The sequence below is a fragment of the Streptomyces sp. NPDC001339 genome (genome assembly GCF_042895955.1).
Lineage (GTDB): Bacteria > Actinomycetota > Actinomycetes > Streptomycetales > Streptomycetaceae > Streptomyces.
The window spans coordinates 342,196-362,316 of record NZ_JBIAWT010000005.1; the positions used below are offsets into that span (position 1 = coordinate 342,196).

The 20,121-nt window shown below is 72.2% G+C and carries 18 protein-coding genes; 5 read left to right on the forward strand and 13 right to left on the reverse strand.

Annotation, left to right across the window (positions count from 1 at the left end; all coding sequences use genetic code 11):
- Nucleotides 1-36: 36 nt before the first annotated feature.
- From ACFY12_RS16880 to ACFY12_RS16910, 7 genes are all read right to left on the reverse strand, one after another.
- Entirely contained in the window at nucleotides 37-1,425 is a 1,389-nt protein-coding gene (locus ACFY12_RS16880) for a dihydroorotase family protein (protein ID WP_390716536.1), read from the reverse strand.
- Nucleotides 1,413-2,543 carry an acyl-CoA dehydrogenase family protein gene (locus tag ACFY12_RS16885; RefSeq protein ID WP_390716537.1) on the reverse strand — a complete coding sequence of 377 codons (1,131 nt, stop codon included), beginning with the start codon at nucleotides 2,541-2,543 and terminating at the stop codon, nucleotides 1,413-1,415. The genes ACFY12_RS16880 and ACFY12_RS16885 overlap by 13 nt, the downstream gene beginning before the upstream one ends.
- Nucleotides 2,513-3,568, reverse strand: coding sequence for a PrpF domain-containing protein (locus ACFY12_RS16890; RefSeq protein WP_390716538.1), 1,056 nt, complete (start codon nucleotides 3,566-3,568; stop codon nucleotides 2,513-2,515). Before ACFY12_RS16890 ends, ACFY12_RS16885 begins: the two co-directional genes overlap by 31 nt.
- Nucleotides 3,565-5,379: an asparagine synthase (glutamine-hydrolyzing) gene (gene asnB, locus ACFY12_RS16895; RefSeq protein ID WP_390716539.1), complete on the reverse strand. Its 1,815-nt coding sequence runs from the start codon at nucleotides 5,377-5,379 to the stop codon at nucleotides 3,565-3,567. Before asnB ends, ACFY12_RS16890 begins: the two co-directional genes overlap by 4 nt.
- A 33-nt stretch (nucleotides 5,380-5,412) precedes the next feature.
- The gene (locus ACFY12_RS16900; RefSeq protein WP_390716811.1) at nucleotides 5,413-6,312 is read right to left on the reverse strand and encodes a PLP-dependent cysteine synthase family protein; all 900 of its coding nucleotides are present in this window, start codon (nucleotides 6,310-6,312) and stop codon (nucleotides 5,413-5,415) included.
- Between the two features lie 116 nt (nucleotides 6,313-6,428).
- Nucleotides 6,429-7,244, reverse strand: a complete 816-nt coding sequence (locus ACFY12_RS16905) for an HpcH/HpaI aldolase/citrate lyase family protein (protein WP_390716540.1) — start codon at nucleotides 7,242-7,244, stop codon at nucleotides 6,429-6,431.
- Nucleotides 7,241-8,101, reverse strand: a complete 861-nt coding sequence (locus tag ACFY12_RS16910; RefSeq protein ID WP_390716541.1) for a TauD/TfdA dioxygenase family protein — start codon at nucleotides 8,099-8,101, stop codon at nucleotides 7,241-7,243. The genes ACFY12_RS16905 and ACFY12_RS16910 overlap by 4 nt, the downstream gene beginning before the upstream one ends.
- Nucleotides 8,102-8,532: 431 nt before the next feature.
- Here ACFY12_RS16910 and ACFY12_RS16915 point away from each other — a divergent pair, with 431 nt between their 5' ends.
- The 5 genes from ACFY12_RS16915 (at nucleotide 8,533) to ACFY12_RS16935 (ending at nucleotide 13,460) form a co-directional block, all read left to right on the forward strand.
- The gene (locus ACFY12_RS16915) at nucleotides 8,533-9,087 is read left to right on the forward strand and encodes an NADPH-dependent FMN reductase (protein WP_390716542.1); all 555 of its coding nucleotides are present in this window, start codon (nucleotides 8,533-8,535) and stop codon (nucleotides 9,085-9,087) included.
- Between the two features lie 58 nt (nucleotides 9,088-9,145).
- Nucleotides 9,146-10,570, forward strand: a complete 1,425-nt coding sequence (locus tag ACFY12_RS16920) for an MFS transporter (RefSeq protein WP_390716543.1) — start codon at nucleotides 9,146-9,148, stop codon at nucleotides 10,568-10,570.
- A gap of 4 nt (nucleotides 10,571-10,574) precedes the next feature.
- Entirely contained in the window at nucleotides 10,575-11,183 is a 609-nt protein-coding gene (epsC, locus tag ACFY12_RS16925; protein WP_390716544.1) for a serine O-acetyltransferase EpsC, read from the forward strand.
- A gap of 94 nt (nucleotides 11,184-11,277) precedes the next feature.
- The gene (locus ACFY12_RS16930) at nucleotides 11,278-12,228 is read left to right on the forward strand and encodes a PLP-dependent cysteine synthase family protein (RefSeq protein WP_390716545.1); all 951 of its coding nucleotides are present in this window, start codon (nucleotides 11,278-11,280) and stop codon (nucleotides 12,226-12,228) included.
- Nucleotides 12,225-13,460 (forward strand): NikS protein, encoded by a 1,236-nt coding sequence (locus ACFY12_RS16935; RefSeq protein WP_390716546.1) that lies wholly within the window; start codon nucleotides 12,225-12,227, stop codon nucleotides 13,458-13,460. The genes ACFY12_RS16930 and ACFY12_RS16935 overlap by 4 nt, the downstream gene beginning before the upstream one ends.
- A 68-nt stretch (nucleotides 13,461-13,528) precedes the next feature.
- On the opposite strand, the gene ACFY12_RS16940 is transcribed toward ACFY12_RS16935, so the two are convergent.
- From ACFY12_RS16940 to ACFY12_RS16965, 6 genes are all read right to left on the reverse strand, one after another.
- A complete protein-coding gene (locus ACFY12_RS16940) occupies nucleotides 13,529-14,770 on the reverse strand; it encodes an IS701 family transposase (protein ID WP_390716547.1) in 1,242 nt (413 codons plus the stop codon).
- 401 nt (nucleotides 14,771-15,171) lie between these two features.
- Nucleotides 15,172-16,482 carry a benzoate/H(+) symporter BenE family transporter gene (locus tag ACFY12_RS16945; RefSeq protein ID WP_390716548.1) on the reverse strand — a complete coding sequence of 437 codons (1,311 nt, stop codon included), beginning with the start codon at nucleotides 16,480-16,482 and terminating at the stop codon, nucleotides 15,172-15,174.
- Between the two features lie 16 nt (nucleotides 16,483-16,498).
- On the reverse strand, nucleotides 16,499-16,777 hold the full coding sequence (locus ACFY12_RS16950) for a hypothetical protein (protein ID WP_390716549.1): 279 nt from the start codon (nucleotides 16,775-16,777) through the stop codon (nucleotides 16,499-16,501).
- Nucleotides 16,737-17,948, reverse strand: a complete 1,212-nt coding sequence (locus ACFY12_RS16955; protein ID WP_390716550.1) for an RNA-guided endonuclease InsQ/TnpB family protein — start codon at nucleotides 17,946-17,948, stop codon at nucleotides 16,737-16,739. Before ACFY12_RS16955 ends, ACFY12_RS16950 begins: the two co-directional genes overlap by 41 nt.
- Nucleotides 17,932-18,384, reverse strand: a complete 453-nt coding sequence (tnpA, locus tag ACFY12_RS16960; protein WP_390716551.1) for an IS200/IS605 family transposase — start codon at nucleotides 18,382-18,384, stop codon at nucleotides 17,932-17,934. Before tnpA ends, ACFY12_RS16955 begins: the two co-directional genes overlap by 17 nt.
- A gap of 218 nt (nucleotides 18,385-18,602) precedes the next feature.
- Nucleotides 18,603-20,117, reverse strand: a complete 1,515-nt coding sequence (locus tag ACFY12_RS16965) for a cation:proton antiporter (protein WP_390716552.1) — start codon at nucleotides 20,115-20,117, stop codon at nucleotides 18,603-18,605.
- Between the last annotated feature and the right edge of the window lie 4 nt (nucleotides 20,118-20,121).

A 20,121-nucleotide genomic window follows, 5' to 3' on the forward strand; every position in this document is an offset into this window, starting at 1 on the left:
CGAGTGATCCGTACGGTGACCGGCGCGGTGCCGCGGTCAGCGGGCCTCGGTGGCGGACAGGCGGCGCCCGTCGTAGGCGCCGAAGGTCTGCGTCGCGGCGTCCCAGACGACGTGTCCGGCGCGCAGCGTGCGCGCGACACGGCCGGTCATGGTCCAGCCCTCGTACGCGGACCAGCCGCACTTGGCCCGTACGTCGTGGGCGGAGAGCATCCAGGTGGCGTCGGGGTCGAAGAGGACCAGGTCTGCGTCGGCGCCCGGCTCCAGGCGTCCCTTGCCCGGCAGGCCGAACAGGTCGGCGGGGCCGCTGCCCAGGTACCGGACGAGGCGGGCGGCGGCCGTGTCCGGGTCCTCCTCGGGCCGGCGGCGCCGCATACCGGTCCACACCGCGACCGCCAGCTCCTGCACGCCGGGCAGGCCGGGCGGGGACGCCTGGACCGTGCGGGTCTTCTCCTCGACGGTGTGCGGGGCGTGGTCGGAGCCGATCGTGGCCGGATGGCCCGCGTACACCGCCTCCCACAGCCGGTCCTGGTCCGCCTGCTGCCGGATGGAGGGCGACAGGCGGGTGCGGGCGCCGAGCCGCCGGGTGTCCTCGTCGGTGAACGACAGGTGGTGGCCGGTGACTTCGAAGGTGACCGGCAGCCCGGCGGCCTGTGCCGCGCACACCAGGTCGGCCTCCTCCGCGCTGGACAGGTGGAGGATATGGGCCCTGGTGCCGTACCGGCGTACCAGCTCGATGACCTTGGCCACCGCGGCGATGCCGCCGCTGCGGGGCCTGCGGGCCTCGTACTCGCGATAGGCGCCGGGTTCGCCCCACCACGCGTCGAGGAGGGAGAACAGCTCGCCGTCCTCGGCGTGCAGGACCAGCTGCACCCCGCCCTCCGCGGCGGCCGCGAACGCCCGCGCCAGCACGGCCGGGTCGCGCACGACGGTGGGCGCGGTGTGGTGCCCGGCCATGAAGAGCTTGGCGCTGGTGGCGACCGAGCGGTCCAGGGAGGCCAGCCGCTCCGGGTTCTGCGGGTCCACACCGATGTGGAAGGCGTGGTCGGCCAGCGAGTGACCCTTGACCAGGTCCGCCTTCTCGGCCATGGCCTGCTCGGTCAGCGTCGGCGGCACGGTGTTGGGCATGTCCATCACCGTGGTGAAACCGCCGGCCACCGCGGCCCGGCTGCCGTGCTCCCAGTCCTCCTTGTGCGTCAGGCCGGGGGTGCGGAAGTGGACGTGGGAGTCGATGAGGCCCGGCAGGACGTAGTGGTCGCCGGCGTCCACGCGGCGCACGGACGGGGCCGCGGTGTCCTCGTCGGTGACGGCGGTGATCCGCCCGCCGGAGACCAGGACGTGGCCCGCGCGGACCCCCTGCGGGGTCACCAGCTTTCGCCCGGACACCACCAACTCCGGCTCGGGCACGGGGGAGTTCAGCTCTGCCATGTCAGGGCCACCAGCTCTCGGGCGAGGTCGTTCGTCGGTCCCATCAGTGCCACCGCGCGGGCGTCGGCCAGCAGCAGGTTCAGCCGCGAGTGCGTCACATAGCCGGCCGAGCCGAGCATGCGGGCCACGCCGAGGCAGATCTCCTCGGCCGCCGTGGACGCGTACAGCTTGCTGTGCAGGGTGGTCATGCCGGGGTCGGACGAGGTGCGGGCGCCGGCCCGCTCGACGACGGCGCGCGCCGACTCCAGGCGGGTCGCCAGGTCCACCAGGCGGTGGCGGACGGTCGGACGGTCGGTCAGGCCGCGCCGCTCGGCGTGGTCGACGGCGAGGTCGAAGGCGGCCTGGGCGGCGCCGACGGCCACCGCGCCCAGCGTGGCGCCCGAGTCGCGGACGCCGGCGATGATCTCCGGCGCCAGGCCCTCGGGGCCCAGCCGGCTCCCGTCGGGCACCACGCACCGCTCCATCGACACGAAGCCGGTGGCCGAGCCGCGCATCCCGGCCAGGTCCAGACTCAGGTCCGGCACCAGGCCCGGGGTGTCGGCGGTGACCAGGAAGAAGGTCTGCCCGGCCGCCCCGTACGCGCGGCGCTCCGCCTCGTCGGGCTGCTCGGTCTGGACGAGGACGAGGTAGAGGTCGGCTATGGAGGCGCCGGTGGTGAAGGACTTGGCGCCGTTCAGCTCCCAGCCGCCGTCCGCGCGGCGGGTGCCGGTGCTGCTGAGGTTCTGCTTCGCCGCGCCCGCGCCGGTCTCGCTCCACGCCGAAGCGGCCAGGTAGGTGCCGTCGGCCAGCAGCGGCAGCAGTTCCGACTTCTGCTGTTCGGTGCCCCACTCGGCGATACGGCTGCTCACCGCGAAGTGCTGGAAGGCGATGATGGCCACCGACGGGTTGACGGTCGCCAGCTCCTCGACGACGCGGTTGACCTCGCGGGCATCGCCGCCCGCGCCGCCGTACCCGGCCGGGACGGCCGTGGCCGTCAGGCCGGACTTGCGGAAGTCGGTGAGGACCTCGTGGTCGGGCTCACCGGTCAGCGCGGTCCGCTCCGCCGACTCGCGCAGCTTCGCCCGCAGTTCCGGGGTGAGCTGAGGCCTCACGCGGAGGTCGCTGATAGTGCCAGGCATTGGGCAATCTCCTCGAATTGCAGATGGGCGAGCGGTTCGAGCACGAAGGAGCCCTGGTGGGTGACGTGTTTGCGCCCGACCCCGACCCAGGCCAGCGAGGGCTGCCCGCCGATCTCGTGTGTGGCGGCGGTGACCGCCGTCCGGCCGCCGGGGGTGGTGATGCCCAGCGGCCCGTCGGTGTGGCCCGCCTCCTCGGCGACGCGCCAGGGAACGGTGCCGGGGATACGGGTCGCGGCTCCCAGACAGACCGCCCCCGTCAGGGCGATCGTCGGGTGCCAGCCGGGCACCGAGATCGCCCGGGCCGCGATGCGGCCGGACGCCTCCGGGAGGATCGCCGCGATCTTGGGGAAGACCCCGTCGGGGGACCAGCCGAGCCGGCCGGTCGCGGCCTCACGGAGCCGCGCCAGCTGCGCGAACAGCTCGTCCCCGGCGGCGAACAGCTCGGTGTGGTCCCGGATCCCCAGGTCCCGGGCGTCGACGAAGGTGTAGGCGTTGCCGGTGGAGACCAGCGAGACGGTACGGGAGACGCCGTCCGCCGCCAGCTCGGTGCACGGCTCCCCGGTCAGCAGGAGCTCCGGCAGCGGTACGCCGACGGGCTGGACGAAGTAGACGGTGAACCGCACCTCGTCGAGGCCGGTCTCCTCCACCTCGCACACCACGCTGTCGCCGTTGTTCAGGACGTTGACCCGCACCCGGCCGCCCGCCGTCGGCGTCGGCAGCATCCCGGCCCGCGCGGCCGAGACGACGGCGGACAGGATCGAGTGCCCGCACGAGCCGCGGAAGTCGAAGCGGTCGGGGCCCTCGGGCAGGGCCTGGACGAACCGGTAGTCGAGGTCGAACAGCGGGTGGGCGGACGGCCGCACCAGCGCGATCTTCAGGACGTGGGAGCCGCCGGCCGCGGACAGGTAGCGCCGCGTCTCGGTCAGTTCCCGGCGCAGTGTCTCCTCGTCCGCCGACAGCCGGCGCGCGTCGAGCACGACCGTCGGGCACGGGCTCCCCGTCGCGTACGCGAGGTGTCCGATCACGCGGCCACCGCCGCGGGTCGGGGCCGGCGCGCCGGCGTGCGGAACAGCTCCCGCCACACCTCGTGCACCAGCAGCGCCCACAGGGTCAGCGACGTGGTGTCGTCGGGCTCGCCGGCCTGTGCGGCGAAGAGCGCGGCGACCGCGGCCGGGTCGAGCTGGCCGCCGTCCTTCAGCCGCGGTGCGGCGAGCATGTCCCGGGCGTACTCCCACAGGCGGGTGCCGGGTGCCAGCATGGCCGTGATGGGCAGGGTGAAGGGCTGCTTGGGGCGGCTGAGCACCGCGTCGGGCACGAGTCCGGCGGCGGCCGCGTACAGCGTCCGCTTCACCTGCCCGCCCTGGATGCGCAGCGCGTCGGGCAGGGCCCGGCCCGGGCCGATGACGCCGCGCTGGCAGAACGGCAGGCGGGTCTCGACGGAACTGGCCATGCTCAGGTGGTCCACCCGGCGCAGGTGGTAGGCGGGCAGCCGGTGGCCGAGCTCGAACGCGCTGATCCGCTCCAGGACCGTGCCCTCGCCCCCGCGCAGCCGCTCCAGGGCGTCGGCGGGGATCGGCGGTACGTCCTCGATGAACGCGCGGTAGGCGTCGGTGTAGAGGGAACGCCGGCGGCGCGCGGGGAGGACACCGAGCGCGTCCAGGTACTCCCCGTACCACGGCCGGCCGGCCTCCGCGGCCTCGGCGGCCGCGCGCATCCGTCCGTATCCGCCGAAGACCTCGTCGGCGGCGTCGCCGGTCAGCGCGACCTTGAAGCCCGCGTCGCGGACGGCGGCGAAGAGCGCGTAGGTGCTCAGGGTGATGGGGTCGGCGTTCGGCTGGCCCAGGTGCCAGACGACGTCCTCCAGCAGGTCGGGGAAGCCGGCCGGGTCGATCTCGACCTGGTGGTGCGTGGTGCCCGCGCGCTCGGCCGCCTCGCGGGCGAAGTGCCGCTCGTCGAAGGGCCAGTCACCGCGGTAGGCGATGTTGAAGGAGTCCACCGGACCGCGCTCGGCGGCCAGGGAGGTCACCAGGCTGGAGTCCAGACCGCCGGAGGTGATCACGGCGACCGGCACATCGGCGACGAGCAGTCGGCCGACCTCCTCGCGCAGCCGCTCGCGCACCAGGGCGCCGGCCTCCTCGGCGCTGGTGAAGCCGTGGTCCTCGGGCTGCTGGGGGCGTTGCACGGTGCGCGGGGTCTCGCCGAGCTCGCACGTCAGGGTGGTGGACGGCGGCAGGACCCGGACGCCGTCGAAGAGCGTCTGCTCGCCGAAGGGCGTCTTGGTGGCCAGGTAGGCGTCCAGCCCGGCGTCCCAGATGCCGTCGGACACACCGCCGAAGCCGAGCAGGGCCGGCAGCTCGGAGGAGAAGTGCAGCGAACGGGCCGCCGCGTCCCAGCGGTAGTACAGCGGCTTCATCCCGATGTGGTCGGTGGCCAGCAGCAGCCGGGGCCGCTCGCCGCGCAGGTCCGCCACGGCGACGGTGTACATACCGTCGAGGTGGTCGACGAAGTCCGCGCCGTACTCGGCGTACAGGGCCGGGATGATGCCGCCGTCACAGCGGTCCGGGAAGGCATGGCCCAGCCCCCGCAGACGGGTGCGGAGTGCGTCGTGGTTGTAGATCTCGCCGTTGAAGACGACCCTGATGCGGCCGCCGTCGAGGTCGTACGGCTGCTGCCCGCCGTCCAGGTCGACGATGGCGAGGCGGTTGTTGCCGATGCCCCAGCCGGCACCCCGGGCCGAACCGCTGGCATCCGGGCCTCCGTGCCGCTGGAGCGCGGAGGCGGTCCGCAGGTCGTGAGGGGAGGCTGTCGCGTTGAAGTAGCCGAAGATACGGCACATATGAGCTATCCGTTCCGGTGACAAACGTGGGCTTCACTCGGCCGACAGCGACAGATAGCGCTCGCCGGTGTCGGGGAAGACGGTGACGATCGTCGAGCCCGCCCAGCGCTCCCGCTGGGCCACGAGGCGCGAGGCGTACGCGGCGGCGCCCGAGGAGACGCCGGCCAGCAGGCCGGTGGCGCGGTTGACCTCGTGGGTGGTGTCGGCGGCGGCCTCGTCCGGGACGGCGACGGCCTCGTCGATCAGGTCCAGGTCCATGATCTCGGAGACGTAGCCGGCGCCGATGCCGGGAATGCCGTGCGGGCCCGGCTCCCCGCCGTTGAGGATCGCGGCACGGGCCGGCTCGACCGCCACCACGTGCACGTCCCGGCGCTCCTTGAGGTAGCGGGCCACGCCGGTGAGCGTGCCGCCGGTGCCCACACCGCACACCAGCACGTCGACCTGCCCGCCGGTGGCCTCCCAGATCTCCGGCCCGGTCGTCTCGTAGTGGGCGCGGGAGTTGGCCGGGTTCTCGTCCTGGTGGGCGAGCCAGGAGCCGGGGGTGCTGCGCTGGAGCTCCTCGGCGAAGCGCCAGGCGGCCGGCAGCCCGTCCTGATGCGGGACGAGGACGACCTCGGCGCCGAACTCCCGCAGGATCTGGCGGCGTTCGGTGGTGGCGTTGTCCGGCATCACGATGATGCAGCGGTGGCCGCGCCGGGCGCTGAGCGCGGCCAGGGAGATGCCGGTGCTGCCGGAGGAGCACTCGATGACCGTGCCGCCCCGTGCGGGCAGCGCCCCGGAGGCCTCCGCCTGGCGCATCATGTACAGCGCCGGGCGGTCCTTGACGTTCAGCAGCGGGTTGAACATCTCCAGCTTGGCCAGCAGCCGGACGGAGTCCGGGACGTGCGGCAGCCGGACCTCCATGAGCGGAGTGTTGCCGACCAGCTCTTCCATCGACCGGACGATCCGGCCGGCGGTGGGGGTGCCGGGGGCGGCGGGGGCAGTCGCAGTATTCAAAGCTCCCACTTTCGTCGAATTCTCTCAGGCGGAGCCGGTCCCGCCCCGTTCTCTCAGGCGGAGACGGCTCCGCCCCGCGCGGCGTCGAGGTGGTCGGCAGCGATCTGCTGGAGGTGGGTGATGTCGCTGGAGACCGTGGCGAAGGTGAAGTTCTCGCCCAGGCGCCGGGCCGCGGCGTCACCGGACAGGCAGTGGATGCCGCAGGCGATGCCCGCGCGCTCGGCCGCCCGGGTCACCCGCCGCAGCGCGTCCTCCAGGTCCTCCGCCACGTCCGGGTCGCCGAAGTAACGGGCCCCCAGGGCCACGGACAGGTCGGCGGGGCCGACATAGACCGCGTCCAGTTCCGGCGTGGCGCAGATCGCCTCCAGGTTCTCCAGCGCCGCGGCCGTCTCGATCATCACGATGCAGGCGACGGCCTCGTCGACCTCGTCCGGCACCGACCCCAGCCGCACCTCGCCGCGGACCGGGCCGCCCAGGCTGCGGGTGCCCTTGGGGTGGTGGCGGCAGGCGCGGGCGGCGACGGCGGCCTCCTCGGCGGTGCCGACCATCGGGACGACCACCCCGCGGGCCCCGGTGTCCAGGGCCATGCCGATGGCGATCGGGTCGACGGAGGGGACGCGCAGGACGCCCGCGGAGCGCTGCCGGGAGTCCACCGCCATCAGCGCCGACTGCCAGCCCGCCTGGTGCAGGATGCCGTGCTGGCCGTCGATGCCGATGTAGTCGTAGCCCAGGCCCGCGATGCGCTCGGTGCCCGTGGGGTTGTCGCAGGCGATCCAGTAGCCGACCATCCGCTCGCGGCGGCGCAGCCGCCCGGCGAACGCGGCGGGGTCCTGGTGCGGTTGGCCCGTTCCGGGTGCGGTGGCGGTCATTCGCCCTCCTCGATGACGTAGCTGGACTTGCCGTCCAGGCCGACCGGCACATCGCCGGTGATGGAGACGCGGTGCAGGACCCGCTTGTGGTGGTCGTAGTCGTCTACGCCGTAGTGCTGGGTGCTGCGGTTGTCGAAGATCAGGACGTCGCCGGGGCGCCAGGTCCAGCGGGCGGTGTTCTCCGGGCGGCGCACATACGCCTGCAGGACGTCGATGAGGGGCCGGGACTCGCGCAGCTCCATGCCGACCAGGCGCTGGGCGAAGCCGCCCAGGAAGAGGCTGGGTTCACCGGATTCGGGGTGGACCCGCACGACGGGGTGCGCGGTCTCGAACCGCTTGGCCAGGAACGCCTTGCGCACCTGCTCGCCGCGCTCGGTGCCCAGGCGGGGCTGCTCGGCGTGGTTGGTGTGCACCGCCCACAGCTTGTCGGCGATCTCCCGCAGTTCGGCCGGGAGGTCCTTGTAGCCGGCGGCGCCGTTGGCGACCAGCGTGTCACCGCCGTACGGGGGCAGGGTGACGCTGCGCAGAGTGGTGCCCAGGGACGGGGCCTGGGTGAAGCTGATGTCGCAGTGCCAGTGGTTGGCGCGCTGGTCCTCGCCGTCGATCGGGATGACCTGCGGGGTGCCGTCGACCGTGCGCATCATCGGGTGGGTCTGCGTCAGCGGCCCGAAGCGGCCGGCGAAGGCCAGCTGGTCCGCGTCGCTGATGTCCTGGTCCCGGAAGAAGAGCACCTTGTACTGGAGAAAGGCCTCGTGGATCTGGGACCACACCGAGTCCGACAGCTCGCTGCTCAGGTCGACGCCGAGCACCTCCGCGCCGATCCTGCCGCCGACCTTGCGTATATCGCAGTTGGACACCGTGCATTCCTTTCATGGCGCACCGCAGCCAAGGCATCGGCGGCCATTCGGAGTTGGGGGGTCGTCTCACCCGCTGGAGGGTTTCGGGAAGGGATCTGTTGTGCGCCGCGGACGCGGACTCCGGGATACGCGTGAATCCGGATCGGGATCGCGATCGGGATACGCGTGAATGCGGGGTACGCGAGCACTGCCTCGCTGGAGTGCGGACCGGCAGGCCGCTCGGCGGAATGGAAGCCAAGCACGGGCGGTTCAGGAGTGGCAAGGAGATCCGGCCACGGCTGCGGCGACTTCACGAACTTGCCATTCCCGTCGGGGTACTTCGTCGAGTCCCCGAAGTCGCTGGCATCCTGGGGCCTGTTGTTGTCCGGGAATCCCCCGGCGTGATTGGCTCCGCGAGTCTGTGCGGAGCCGCTATTCGAAGGGTTGAAGAAATGGCCACGATTGCCCTGCTCTCCGGCAGCCTGCGCGCGGAGTCGTCGAACTCCGCGGTGGTCGCCACGCTGCGGAAGCTCATCGAGGAGGGGGCCGGCGGCCATGAGGCCACCGTCGTGCCGCTGCGCGACTTCCCGCCGTTCGACGAGGACGTGGAGCACGCGGGCCTGCCCGCGGCCCTGGAGGCGGCCCGCGCCCGGGTGTCCGGTGCCGACGCCCTGATCGTCTGCTCCCCCGCCTACAACGGCTACCCCTCGGGCGTGCTGAAGAACGCGCTGGACTGGCTCTCCCGCCCCGGTGGCGACAGCCCGCTGACCGGCCTGCCGACGGCGGTTCTGAGCGCCTCCCCGGGCCAGGCCGGCGGCGCGAACGTACAGCCGCATGTGCGTCAGATACTGGCCAACAGCGGTGCCGCCGCGGTGGAGTGCGACGAGGTCGCCGTGGGCAACGCGATCAGCCTCCGCACGCCCGACGGCCTCATCGAGGACCCCGCCGTCCTGAGCAGGCTGGCGAAGCTGGTCGACACCGTGCTCGCGGCGGTGGCGGCGCGCTGACGCCGGCCCGCTGAACTGCCGCCGCCGCGCCGTCACCGCGCAGACAAGAGGAGTTCCGGTGAGCCCCACCCGTTCGCGGGGTGCGTATCCCACGTTCCGCTACCTTGCGGCGATGTCGGCCGAGGCGGTCGGCGGCGGCATGTACGTCCCGGTGTCCCTGCTCTACTTCCACCGCGTCGCGGGGCTGCCCCTGGGGCAGGTGGGCGCCGGGCTGACCGTCGCGGCGCTGGTGGGGCTGGCCGCCAGCCCGCTCTTCGGGGCGCTCGTCGACCGGGTGGGCGCCCGCACCGTGGTGGCCGTGGGCTTCACCGCCCGCGCCGCGGCGTTCCTCAGTTACCCGTTCGTGCACCAGTGGTGGCAGCTGCTCCTCGGCGCCGTCCTGGCCGCGCTCGGCGACCGCTCGTTCCAGGCCTCCGTCCAGGCGCTGATCTCCGAACTCGCCGAAGGCGCGGAGCGCCAGCGGATGATCGCCACCCAATCGAGCCTGCGCAACGCCGGGTTCGGAGTGGGCGGACTGCTCGCCAGCCTGGCCATGGGGCTGGCGGCGGACTGGGCCTACCACGCCGTCGTCCTCGGCAGCGCCGCCGGACTCGCCCTGGCCGCGGTCCTGGTGGCGACCCTGCGGATGCCCGGCCCCGGGCACCGCGAGCGGTCCGGGCGCGGACGGGCGGCACGGGAGCGTGCGGTCCGGACGAAGGGGGCGGACCGCACGAGCGGGCCGGATCGTACGAGCGGGACGGGCCGGACGGCCGAGGCGCGGCCCGGGGGCTACCGGGCGGTCCTGCGCGACCGCCCCTACCTGGGGCTGACGCTGGCCACCGTCCCCCTGGCGTTCTGCTACTCCTCGCTGAGCGTCGTCCTGCCCGTCTACACCACCCAGGTCCTGGACGTGTCCGCCGCCCTGCCCGGGCTGCTGTTCACGGTGAACACGGTCCTGGTCGCGGTGGCCCAGCTCCCGGTCAACACCCGGATCACCAAGCACCGCCGCACCCGTGTATCGGCCCTGGGCGGAGTCGTCTTCGCCGCGGCCTTCCTCGGGTTCGCGCTGCTGTCGGCGGTGGACGCCGGTGTGCTGCTGGTCTCCGGGCTGCTGCTGACGACGGTTCTGTACACCGGAGGCGAGCTGCTGCACAGCCCCTCCTCCGGTGCCCTGTCCACCGACGCGGCCCCCGACGGCCTGCGCGGCCGCTACCTGGCGGTCTACTACATGTCCTGGTCGGTCGCGAAGGCGGCCGCCCCGGCGCTCTTCACCGCGCTGCTGGCGCTGTCCCCGACCGCCACCTGGCTGCTGCTGGCCGGCGGTGTGCTCCTCGGGAGCCTGGCCCTCGTACGACTGGAGCCGCACCTGCCCCCGCACGCCCTGCGCCCCGCGCCCGCCGACGGCGGCGAGGACGCCGGGCGGGAGCCGGGCACGGACGGCGGCCACGACGCGGGCGACGGGGACCCCACGCATGCCACGGCCACCCGAAGCAGGAGGAGTTGAAGCCATGCCCACCGTCCCCGGACTGCTGCGCACCATGCGCGAGGACCTCGATGTGGTCATCGAGCGGGACCCGTCCATCCGCACCCGCCGCGAGGGCGTCCTGCACCCCGCGCTGCCCGCCCTGTGGGCCCACCGCGTCGCCCACCGCCTGCACCGCCGCGGTCACCGCATGGGCGCGCGGGTCCTCGCCTACGTGGCCCGCCGCCACACCGGCGTGGAGATCCACCCGGGCGCCCGGATCGGCCGCCGGGTCTTCATCGACCACGGCTCGTCGGTCGTCATCGGCGAGACGGCGGTGGTCGGCGACGATGTGACCATCTTCCACCAGGTCACGCTCGGCGCCGTCGGCTGGTGGAACGACAACCACCGCGCCCCGGGCGAGCGGCGGCACCCCGCCGTCGGCAACGGCGTCGTCCTGGGGGCCAACGCGACGGTGCTGGGGCCGGTGACCATCGGCGACGGCGCACTGGTCGGCTCGATGGCCACGGTGACCAGGGACATCCCGCCCGGCGGCCGGGTCTACGCGCCCGCGTCCGTGGTCAAGAGCGTGAACGGCTCCCTCGGGCCGGCCAACGACCCCGTACGGCTGCTGGCCTCGGCCGGCTCGTGGTGATCCCGCCCCGCCGAGCCGCCCCGCGGAGGAGCCTCGCGCCCTCCATCCCACCCGTGCGTCACGCAGGACGCGGACATCTGACAGGAGTTCACTCATGGCTGCTCGTACCGGCGAGTGCCGGATCGCGGACGGTATAGAGGACCTGATCGGCAATACGCCGCTCGTGCGGCTGCACTTGGAGGGCGCCCACCCCAGCGTGCAGGTGCTGGCCAAGCTGGAGACGGCCAACCCCTTCTCCAGCAGCAAGGACCGCTCGGCCCGGCACATGCTGCGGGGCGCGGAGGCACGCGGTGAACTCGCCCCCGGCGGCACGGTCGTGGAGTCCACCTCCGGCAACACCGGTATCGCGCTCGCCGCCCTCGCGGCCGCCCGCGGCTACCGCTGCGTCGTCGTCCTGCCCGACAGCGCGACGCCCGAGCGGATCGGGCTGCTGCGCGCGCTGGGCGCCGAGGTCGTGCAGACGCCCCACGAGGACGGCTTCCAGGGCGCCATCGACCGGGCCGAGGAGATCAACTCCCGTACGCCCGGCTCGTGGTACGCCCGCCAGCATGAGAACGATGACAACGTGCTGGCCCACTACGAGACGACGGGCCCGGAGATCTGGGCCGACACGGCCGGGACGGTGGACGTCCTGGTCGCCGGCGTCGGCACCGGCGGCACCCTCACCGGCGCCGCCCGCTACCTCAAGGAGCACCGCCCCGCTCTGGAGGTGGTGGCCGTCGAACCGGAGTCCTCGCCCGTTCTCTCCCGGGGCTACGGCGGCCTGCACCGCATCCCCGGCCTGAACGGCGGGTTCGTGGCCCCCACCACCGACCGCACACTGATCGATCACGTCTTCACCTGTAGCGACGAGGACGCCGTGGAGGCCGCCAAGTCCCTGGCCGCCCGGCAGGGACTGTTCGTCGGGGTCTCCTCGGGCGCCGCGGTCCACGGTGCCGCCCGGCTGGCCCGCATGCCCCAGTACGCGGGGCGGACGATCGTGACCGTCCTGCCGGATACCGGCGAGCGCTACGTCAGCCTCTGGAACGAGGACATCGCCCCGTGACCGCGCTGATCCTGCACCGTGGCTCCTTCCGCGCCAACCCCTACGAGCGCTGGCTGGAGGACTACGGTTCCGACTTCGTCGTCCTGGCCTCCGCGGAGCAACTGGCCGTCCACGGCGAGGAGCTGCCCGCCGCGCCGCCCTTCATCCACGCCGAGTCGCTGTCCTCCTACGACACCAGCCCGCGCGTGGAGGAGCGGGCCGCCGAGCTGGTCCGGGAGTTCGGGGTGCGCGACATCGTCGCCTGCCAGGAGAACGACCTGGAGCGGGCGGCACGGCTGCGACAGCGCTTCGGTCTGCCGGGGCCGGTCCCCGAGGAGGTGCTGGCCTACCGCGACAAGTGGGAGATGAAACGGGCCGCCGTCCGCGCCGGCCTCCCCGTCGCCGCGCACACGCTGCTGCACACCCCGGAAGACCTCACGGACTTCACCGCGGCCCACGGGCTGCCGGTGGTGGTCAAGCCCCGGCGCGGGGCCGGTTCGATCGACCTGGCCGTCCTGCGGACGGAGGCCGAGCTCACCGGCTGGCTCGACCGGGGGCCCGGGCTCACCGGGCCGGACGGGGAGGCGCTCTGGCTCGCCGAGGCGTACGTCGAGGGCGCCATGTGCCACCTCGACGGCGTGGTGCTGGACGGGCGGATCGTCACGATGTGGCCCTCGCGGTACACCTACGTCCTGGCCGACTACCGGGACCGCTCCGGGCGTATGGACATCGCGCTCGACGCCGCGGACCCGCTGCGGCACCGCCTCACCGACTTCGGTGAGCGGCTGCTGAAGGCGTTCGGCGGGCCCGAGCACTTCGCCTTCCACATCGAGGTCTTCCTCACCCCGGACGGTGAGCTGGTGCTGTGCGAGGCCGCCTGCCGCGCGGGCGGCGCGGGCGTGCGGGATGTGCACCGCGCCATGTTCGGCTTCGACCCGGCCGCGCCGCCGGTCCGCCGTCAGCTCGGGCTGCCCGTCGCGTACGAACCCGGGCAGGAGCCCTCCCGTATCGGCGGACAACTGCTGTTCATGCGGCGCCCGGGTACCGTGCGGCGGCTGCCCGACCCCGCCGGGATGCCGGAGGGCGTGGTCAAGCACCAGTTCTTCGCCCGGCCCGGGGACCGGGTGGAGGAGGCCTGGCACTCCGGTGACTTCCTGGCCGCCTTCGTCGTCGCCGGTGCCGACCGCGCGCAGTGCGAGGCCCGCATCCGCGCGCTGGAGGGGTGGTTCCTGCGGGGCCTCGACATCGTCTGATCCGGCTGGGACCCGGGGAGGGCCGCCCTGGCCCCGGGTCGGGCCGCCCTGGTCCCGGGGCCCGGTCCTCAGGCCGGTTCCGGCCTGGCCATCCCGGAGTGCGCGTACGGCTCCCGGCCCCGGCCACGGGCTCTGGCGGCCAGCAGGCTGTAGCCGTACGCGGCCGAGACCAGCGTCATGTGGTGGTGCCAGCCGGGGTAGGAGCGCCCCTCGAAGTCGCGGAGGCCGAACTCCTCCTGCAGCGTGCGCACGGTGGCCGAGGCGCGGTGATGCAGGCCGGTCAGGGCCAGCAGCGCCTGGGCACGCTCGTGCACCATGTTCGTCACCCACACCGGCTCCTCCGGGCAGCCGGCCGGCACCCGTTCCAGGAATGCCCGGTAGGTGCGCGGGGGCGCGGCGGTCGCCTGCGCGCCCTTCGCATCCGGCAGCCGGACCGGCGCGGAGTGCAGCGGCGGCTGGCGTGGCCGCCCCGCGGCACCGGCCGCCGTACCGCCGCTCTCCCCCAGGCCCAGCAGCCGCTTGACCGGGAGTGGCGCTCCGGCCCGGATCCCCGCCGCGGGCCCGGGCCCCTGAGCGTGCAGGGGGCCGCCCGGGAGGACCGGCAGCGTGGGCGGGACGGCGACGGCGAAGTCGGCCCCGCAACGGCTGAGCCCGTGGAGCAGCGAGCTCACTTCCGGACAGCCGGTCAGGTCCGCGACCACCGGCAGGGGGTTGGCGGTCACCTTGCGGTGGACGGTGCGGACGAGGTCGAGCACCTGGGCGGACAGCGGGAAGTGGCCGATGTTGCACTCCGGTATACGGGCCCGCGCCCGCAGGACGTGGTCGTCGGCCCAGTCGTCCGGTAGCAGCAGCCGCCAGCCCAGCGGCGTCGGTCCGGCGTCGGTGTCCATGAAGATGCCCACCCCGATCTGGCAGTTGAGCGTCCGGCCCGAGGCCGGGTCGAAGCGGCGGTGTACCCCCACGGAGCGGTCCCCCCGCTTGGGTAACACGGCCAGGCCGACCGTCCATGCCCGGGGCGTGGCGCGCCGCAGCACCCACTGCGTCAGGTTCCGCCGGGCCGGGCGCCAGTCCCAGGGGCTGACGTTGATCAACTGGTACAGGGACTGGCAGGCGGTGGGGGAGGAGGACACCGAGGCGGCCAGGCGGCGGACGGTCTTCTTGCCCGGGGTGGACAACAGGCCGTTCACATAGGCGTGGGCCCAACGCCGTTGGTCGGCACGCGGGAGGTAGCCCAGGATCTCCTCCGTGAAGGAGGCGAGAGAGCCGGGGGCACTCTGTGAGAACAGTGAAGACGCTCTATGCGAAACCATCGCGGTTACCCCCTGGGGCCTTTCGGCGCTGCACGCGGCAGGCGAATCCGGCCGCGATCTTGATCATCAGCCTAGAAACATTCCCCGTTGGCGCTGTGCCAGTGTGACGTTTTCAACACGTATTCCCTACGTGGATATCGAGTGCCGATGCTGGGAAACTCGGCTTGAAATCAACGGGCTTGAACCCTGCGATACGACACGGCGTCGCACATGATTATCAAGAGCGCGGAGGTCGAGGCCGTGGTCCTGATTCTTTAAGGCATAGCCCCGACTTCCCATCGGTGGAACGCATTTCTGGTTTTCCGCCACCGGTGCGTGAAAAAGTACGGCGGTTTTCGGACATGACTCGGCCCGCCTTGCTTGCCGGCGAGCAAGGCGGGCCGAGTCAAGTCGTCGGGCTGCTACCCCTCGGCACGGGGCGTGGGGACGAGGACGCCTTCGTCATGGCTTGATCGCTTCGTGTCCGTGGGAGCCGCGGAACCCGTGGGGCCCATAGGGCCTGTGGGTTCCTCGGGTGCCTTGTGAGGAGGTGTGGGGGCCGGCCGACGGCGCCAGTTGAGGACGATCGTGGCCAGGATGCCGGCGAGGAGGCCCCAGAAGGTGGAGCCGATGCCGAAGAGCGTCATTCCCGAGGCGGTGGCCAGGAAGGTGATGACGGAGGCCTCACGGGTGCGCTCGTCCGACAGTGCCGAGCTGAGCGAGCTGCCGATCGTGCCGAGCAGGCCGAGGCCGGCGATGCCCATGACGAGGGCGGTGGGCAGAGTGCTGAGCAACCAGCCCACGACGCCGCCGAAGAGGCCGACCACCAGGTAGAACAGGCCTGCCCAGACACCGGCCAGATAGCGCTTGCGGGGGTCGCGGTGGGCTTCCTCGCCGGTGCAGATCGCGGCCGTGATGGCGGCCAGGTTGAGCCCGAAGCAGCCGAACGGGGCGAGGAGGGCGTTGACGATGCCGGTCCAGGTGAGGAGGGGCGAAATGGGGGTGCGGTAACCGGCGTTGCGCAGGACGGCCACACCGGGGAGGTTCTGCGAGGCCATGGTGACGACGTACAGCGGCAGACCCACGCCCACGAGGACCTGCCAGGAGAACTCGGGGCGTACGAATACGGGTTCGGCGAGGGCCAGGTTCAGGCCGCTGGTGGTGAAGGAGCCCTGGGCCGCGGTGATGGCCACGCCGACGGCCAGGGCGCCGATGACGGCGTACCGGGGGAGCCACCGTTTGGTGAGGAGGTAGACCGCGAACATGGGCAGCACCACGACCAGGCTCTCCTGCATCTTGGTGAACAGCCCCGTGCCGAACTGGACGAGCACCCCGGCCAGCAGCGCCGATGCCAGGGACACCGGGATCCGGTCCATGATGCGTGCGAACCAGCCGGTGACGCCGCTGAGGACGACCAGGACCGCCGAGAAGAGGAAGGCGCCGACAGCCTGTGCCATCGGCACTCCGCTGAGTCCGGTTGCCAGCAGGGCGGCGCCGGGTGTGGACCACGCCGTGATGACCGGTGCCTTGTAACGCAGCGAGAGGCCCAGGCAGGTGACTCCCATACCGATGCCCAGGGCCATCATCCACGAGGTGAGCTGAGCGTGGGTGGCGCCCGCGGCCTGTGCCGCGGCGGCGACGATGGCCACGGAGCTGGTGACGCCGATGAGGACGGCGAGGAATCCCGCGGTGACGGCGGTGGCGGGTGCGGCCGAGCGTATGCGCTGAGTCACGGTCAAGAGATGTCCTTCAGGAGGTGTCCTTGTTCCCCACCGAGTTCCCCACGGAAACCAGCGGGAGTTCGGGTGGCTGGTGCGTCTCCCGCTCACCGCCCCGCCGGGGTGCCGCGGAGACGCCGGCGAGGACGACCAGCAGCCCGGTGAGCGCCAGACTGGCGATGTCGACGCTGCCGCCCCAGAGGGTCTCGGAGAGGTAGGTCGTGACTCCTCCCTCCGGATGGATCCGGAGGGCTTCTCCTGTCGGTGGCTCAGGCCACGTCGGGAAGGACCAGCCCGGCCCTGATAGCAACGTTGAGTGCACCCGCCTGATCAGCGTTGGCGGTGTGCCCGCACTGGGTGCACTCGAACTTCTCTTGGGTGGTGCGGTTCTCCGCGCTCGTGTGCCCGCATGCGGGGCAAGTGCGGGAGGTGTTGCGGGGGTCCACCGGGATCACGACACGAGCGGCGCTTTCAGCCTTCTGCGCGAGGATGCCCAGGAACACCCCCCAACCCGCATCGTGGATACTCTTGTTCAGTCCGGCCTTAGCTGCGGCACCGTTCGGAAGAAACGCGCCCGCGTTCTCGGGATCAGGCTTCGGCTTCGGGGCGCGGACCATGTTCGCGATGCTCAGGCGCTCGTGTGCGATCACGTCGTAGGTGCGGACCATCGCAAGCGCGGTCCGGTGCGCGTGGTCGGTGCGCTGGCGCCGTACCTTGCGGTGCAGCTTTGCGACCTTCTCCACCGCCCGGCGGTGCTTTGCCGAGCGGTTCTCCCGCTTCCGGCGCGGAAACGCCTTGAGCGCCCGTTGCGCCTTCGCGAGAGCTTCGGCGTTACGCCTGCCGTGCTGAGGGTTGGCTATGTGCTCGCCCTCAGACGTGGTGAGGAAGTGGGCTATGCCCATGTCGATGCCGGTCACGGCTCCGGTTGCGGGGAGCGGTTCGGCGGGCACCTCGTCACACGCGAGGATCACGTACCACTGCCGTCCTTCGCGCTTGACGGAAACAGTCTTGACCCGTCCCTTCACCGGTCGGTGCCTGTGCACGCGGACATGCCCGACACCTTGCAGACGGACTCGGGTCACCGGGTCGTGCGGGGTGGAGTCCCACCGGCAGCCGTTCCCGTCCTTGGGGAAGTCCACCGTGTCGAACCAGTTGACACCCCGGAAGCGGGGATACCCCGGCTTCTCCCCAGCCTTCACCCGCCGGAAGAACGCGGCGAACGCCTTGTCCAACCGGCGCAGCGTTGCCTGCTGGGAGCTGAATGACCAGCGTCCTTGACGCTCGGGGTCGAACGCCCGGACGTCCTTGAGCTGTGCGGACTGCTGCCCGTACCGGACCGTGGTCTTGGAGACGTGCCGGTAGGCATCGCGACGTTCCTGCAAGGCCCCGTTGTACAGCGAGCAGTGATCCCGCAGCATCTCGCCCAGCGCCTGGGCCTGACGGACGGTGGGGCGGAGGAGGAACTTATACGCGCGGTGCACGCTCGGCCTCCTCCTTCTGCTTCTTCGCCCAAGGGCGTTCCCACTGGGTATTGACGTACTTCTCGATCGTGTCCGCGCTGACCGCGCCGATGGAGGCGACGAAGAACGAGGACGACCACAGCGTGGGCATCCGCGACTTCAAGTGCGGGAACTCCTCGCGCAGCACGCGGGAGGTGAAGCCCTTGAGCTGGTGCGCCACATATGACGCGGAGGAGCTCGGCTCGTGCTTGACGAACAGGTGCACCTGATCGGGCATCACCTCAAGGGCGGTGATCTCCCAGCCCTTCTCGGCGGCCTTCTGCTCGATCAGCTCACGCAGTCGGACCGCGACCGGACCACCGAGGACCGGGCGGCGGTACTTCGGGCACCACACCACGTGCAATCCCAAGTCGTACACACCGCCGCAGTACCGGCGAACCTTTCTGGTCACGGCCATACAATCACTATACACACGGCACGCATCTAGCTGCGGTCAACAGTGCAGAGTGGTATGACAGTTGAGGTGAGAGCAGCGTCGAGAAGCGATTCCACACCCCGATACACCGGGGCGGCCCCTCGCTAGCTATCCGATGGAGGCGATGTTGCGTACCCGGGTGAGGTGGAGAAACGTGCTCACCGCGGCGGGACCGCCGCCGATGACGGCCACCTTCCTGCTCACCGCGTACCTCCTGCGGTCGAAGCGGTCAGGTCTTTCTTCTCGTCCCTCTTCTCGGGTGCGTTCTTCTCGGGTGCGTCCGGTTCCGTGACGTCGGCGGGGAGTTGCCGTGACGGGTGACAGCCGAGCAGACGGAGCAGGGGGCTGGTCATCACCGTGGTGACCAGGGCCACCAGGGTCAGTACGCCCCGCATGCCGTCGTCGATGAGGCCGGCCTGGTAACCGATCTGGATCACGACCAGCTCCGTCAGGCCCCGGGCGTTCAGCAGCACGCCCAGGATCAGCGCGGGGCGCCGGTCCATGCCCGTCAGCCAGGCGCACAGGCCCGGCCCGGCGATCTTGCCGACGGTGGCGACCAGCAGCAGGCCGGCGCACACCGCCGCCGTGGTGGCGTCCCAACGCAGCTTGGTCAGGTCGGTGGCCAGGCCGAAACCGAAGAAGAAGAACGGCAGCAGCACGGTCTTCGCGATGCCGGTCACGCGGTCGGCGATGGCGGCGCCCTGGCCGCGGACCGGCCAGGCGAGTCCGAACAGCAGGGCCCCGATCAGCTGGTGGATGCCGAGGGCCGCGGTGAGCGTCGAGGAGGCGGCGACCCCGGCGACCAGCAGGACGGTGACGCCGAGGGCGCCCCGCCCGTCCTCCGCGTCCGGAAGCCACTTGGCGAGCCCGCGCCGCAGCGGCCACAGGAAGAACACCGCGGTCAGCGCGGCCCCCAGGCCGTTCACCAGCAGGCCGTTCGCCCCTTGCCCCTGGGCGCAGGTGACGATGGCCGCGACCACCAGCCAGCTCCCGCCGTCCCCGATCGCGGCCACGATCAGGGAGAGCTGGCCCGGCTGGGTACGCGTCAGGCCCAGGTCGGTGAGGATCCGGGCGAGTACGGGGAAGGCCGTGATGCTCATCGCGCAGCCCACGAAGAGGACGAAGGCCAGCTCGTTCCCCGCGGTGCCGGTGAACGCACCGGCCATCGGCAGGGCCACCGCGGTGCCCAGCCCGAAGGGGACGAGCACGGACGCCAGACTCACGAGGACGGTGCGGCTCATGGTGCCCCGCAGCCGCATCCCGGCCAGCTCCTGCCCGACGCCGAACATGAAGAGCGCCAGCCCGAGTTGGGACAGGCCGTCCATCAGGCGTACCGACGGACCGGGGAACAGCCACGCGGTGGCCTCGGGGGCCAGGCTGCCGAGCAGGGAGGGACCCAGGGCGAGACCGGCACAGATCTCCCCTATCACCCGGGGCTGGCCCAGGCGCTGGGCGCATGCCCCGCCCACCATCGCCGCGGCGAGGACGACGGCGGCGGCCAGGAAGAAGTGGCCGGTGGCGTCCAGCCGGTGCCCCGTCCCGGAACCGGGGGCGCCGGCCGGACCGGTTCCCCACACCCACAGGACGGCGCAGCAGATCACGATGGCTGGCAGGATCACCGTCACCCCGGCGGCGGTCCACACGCGTCGGCGGGACACCGGCCGGGCGGAGTCCGCGGTACCGGCCGGCCGTTCGACGGTCAGCTCGTGTGTCATTTCG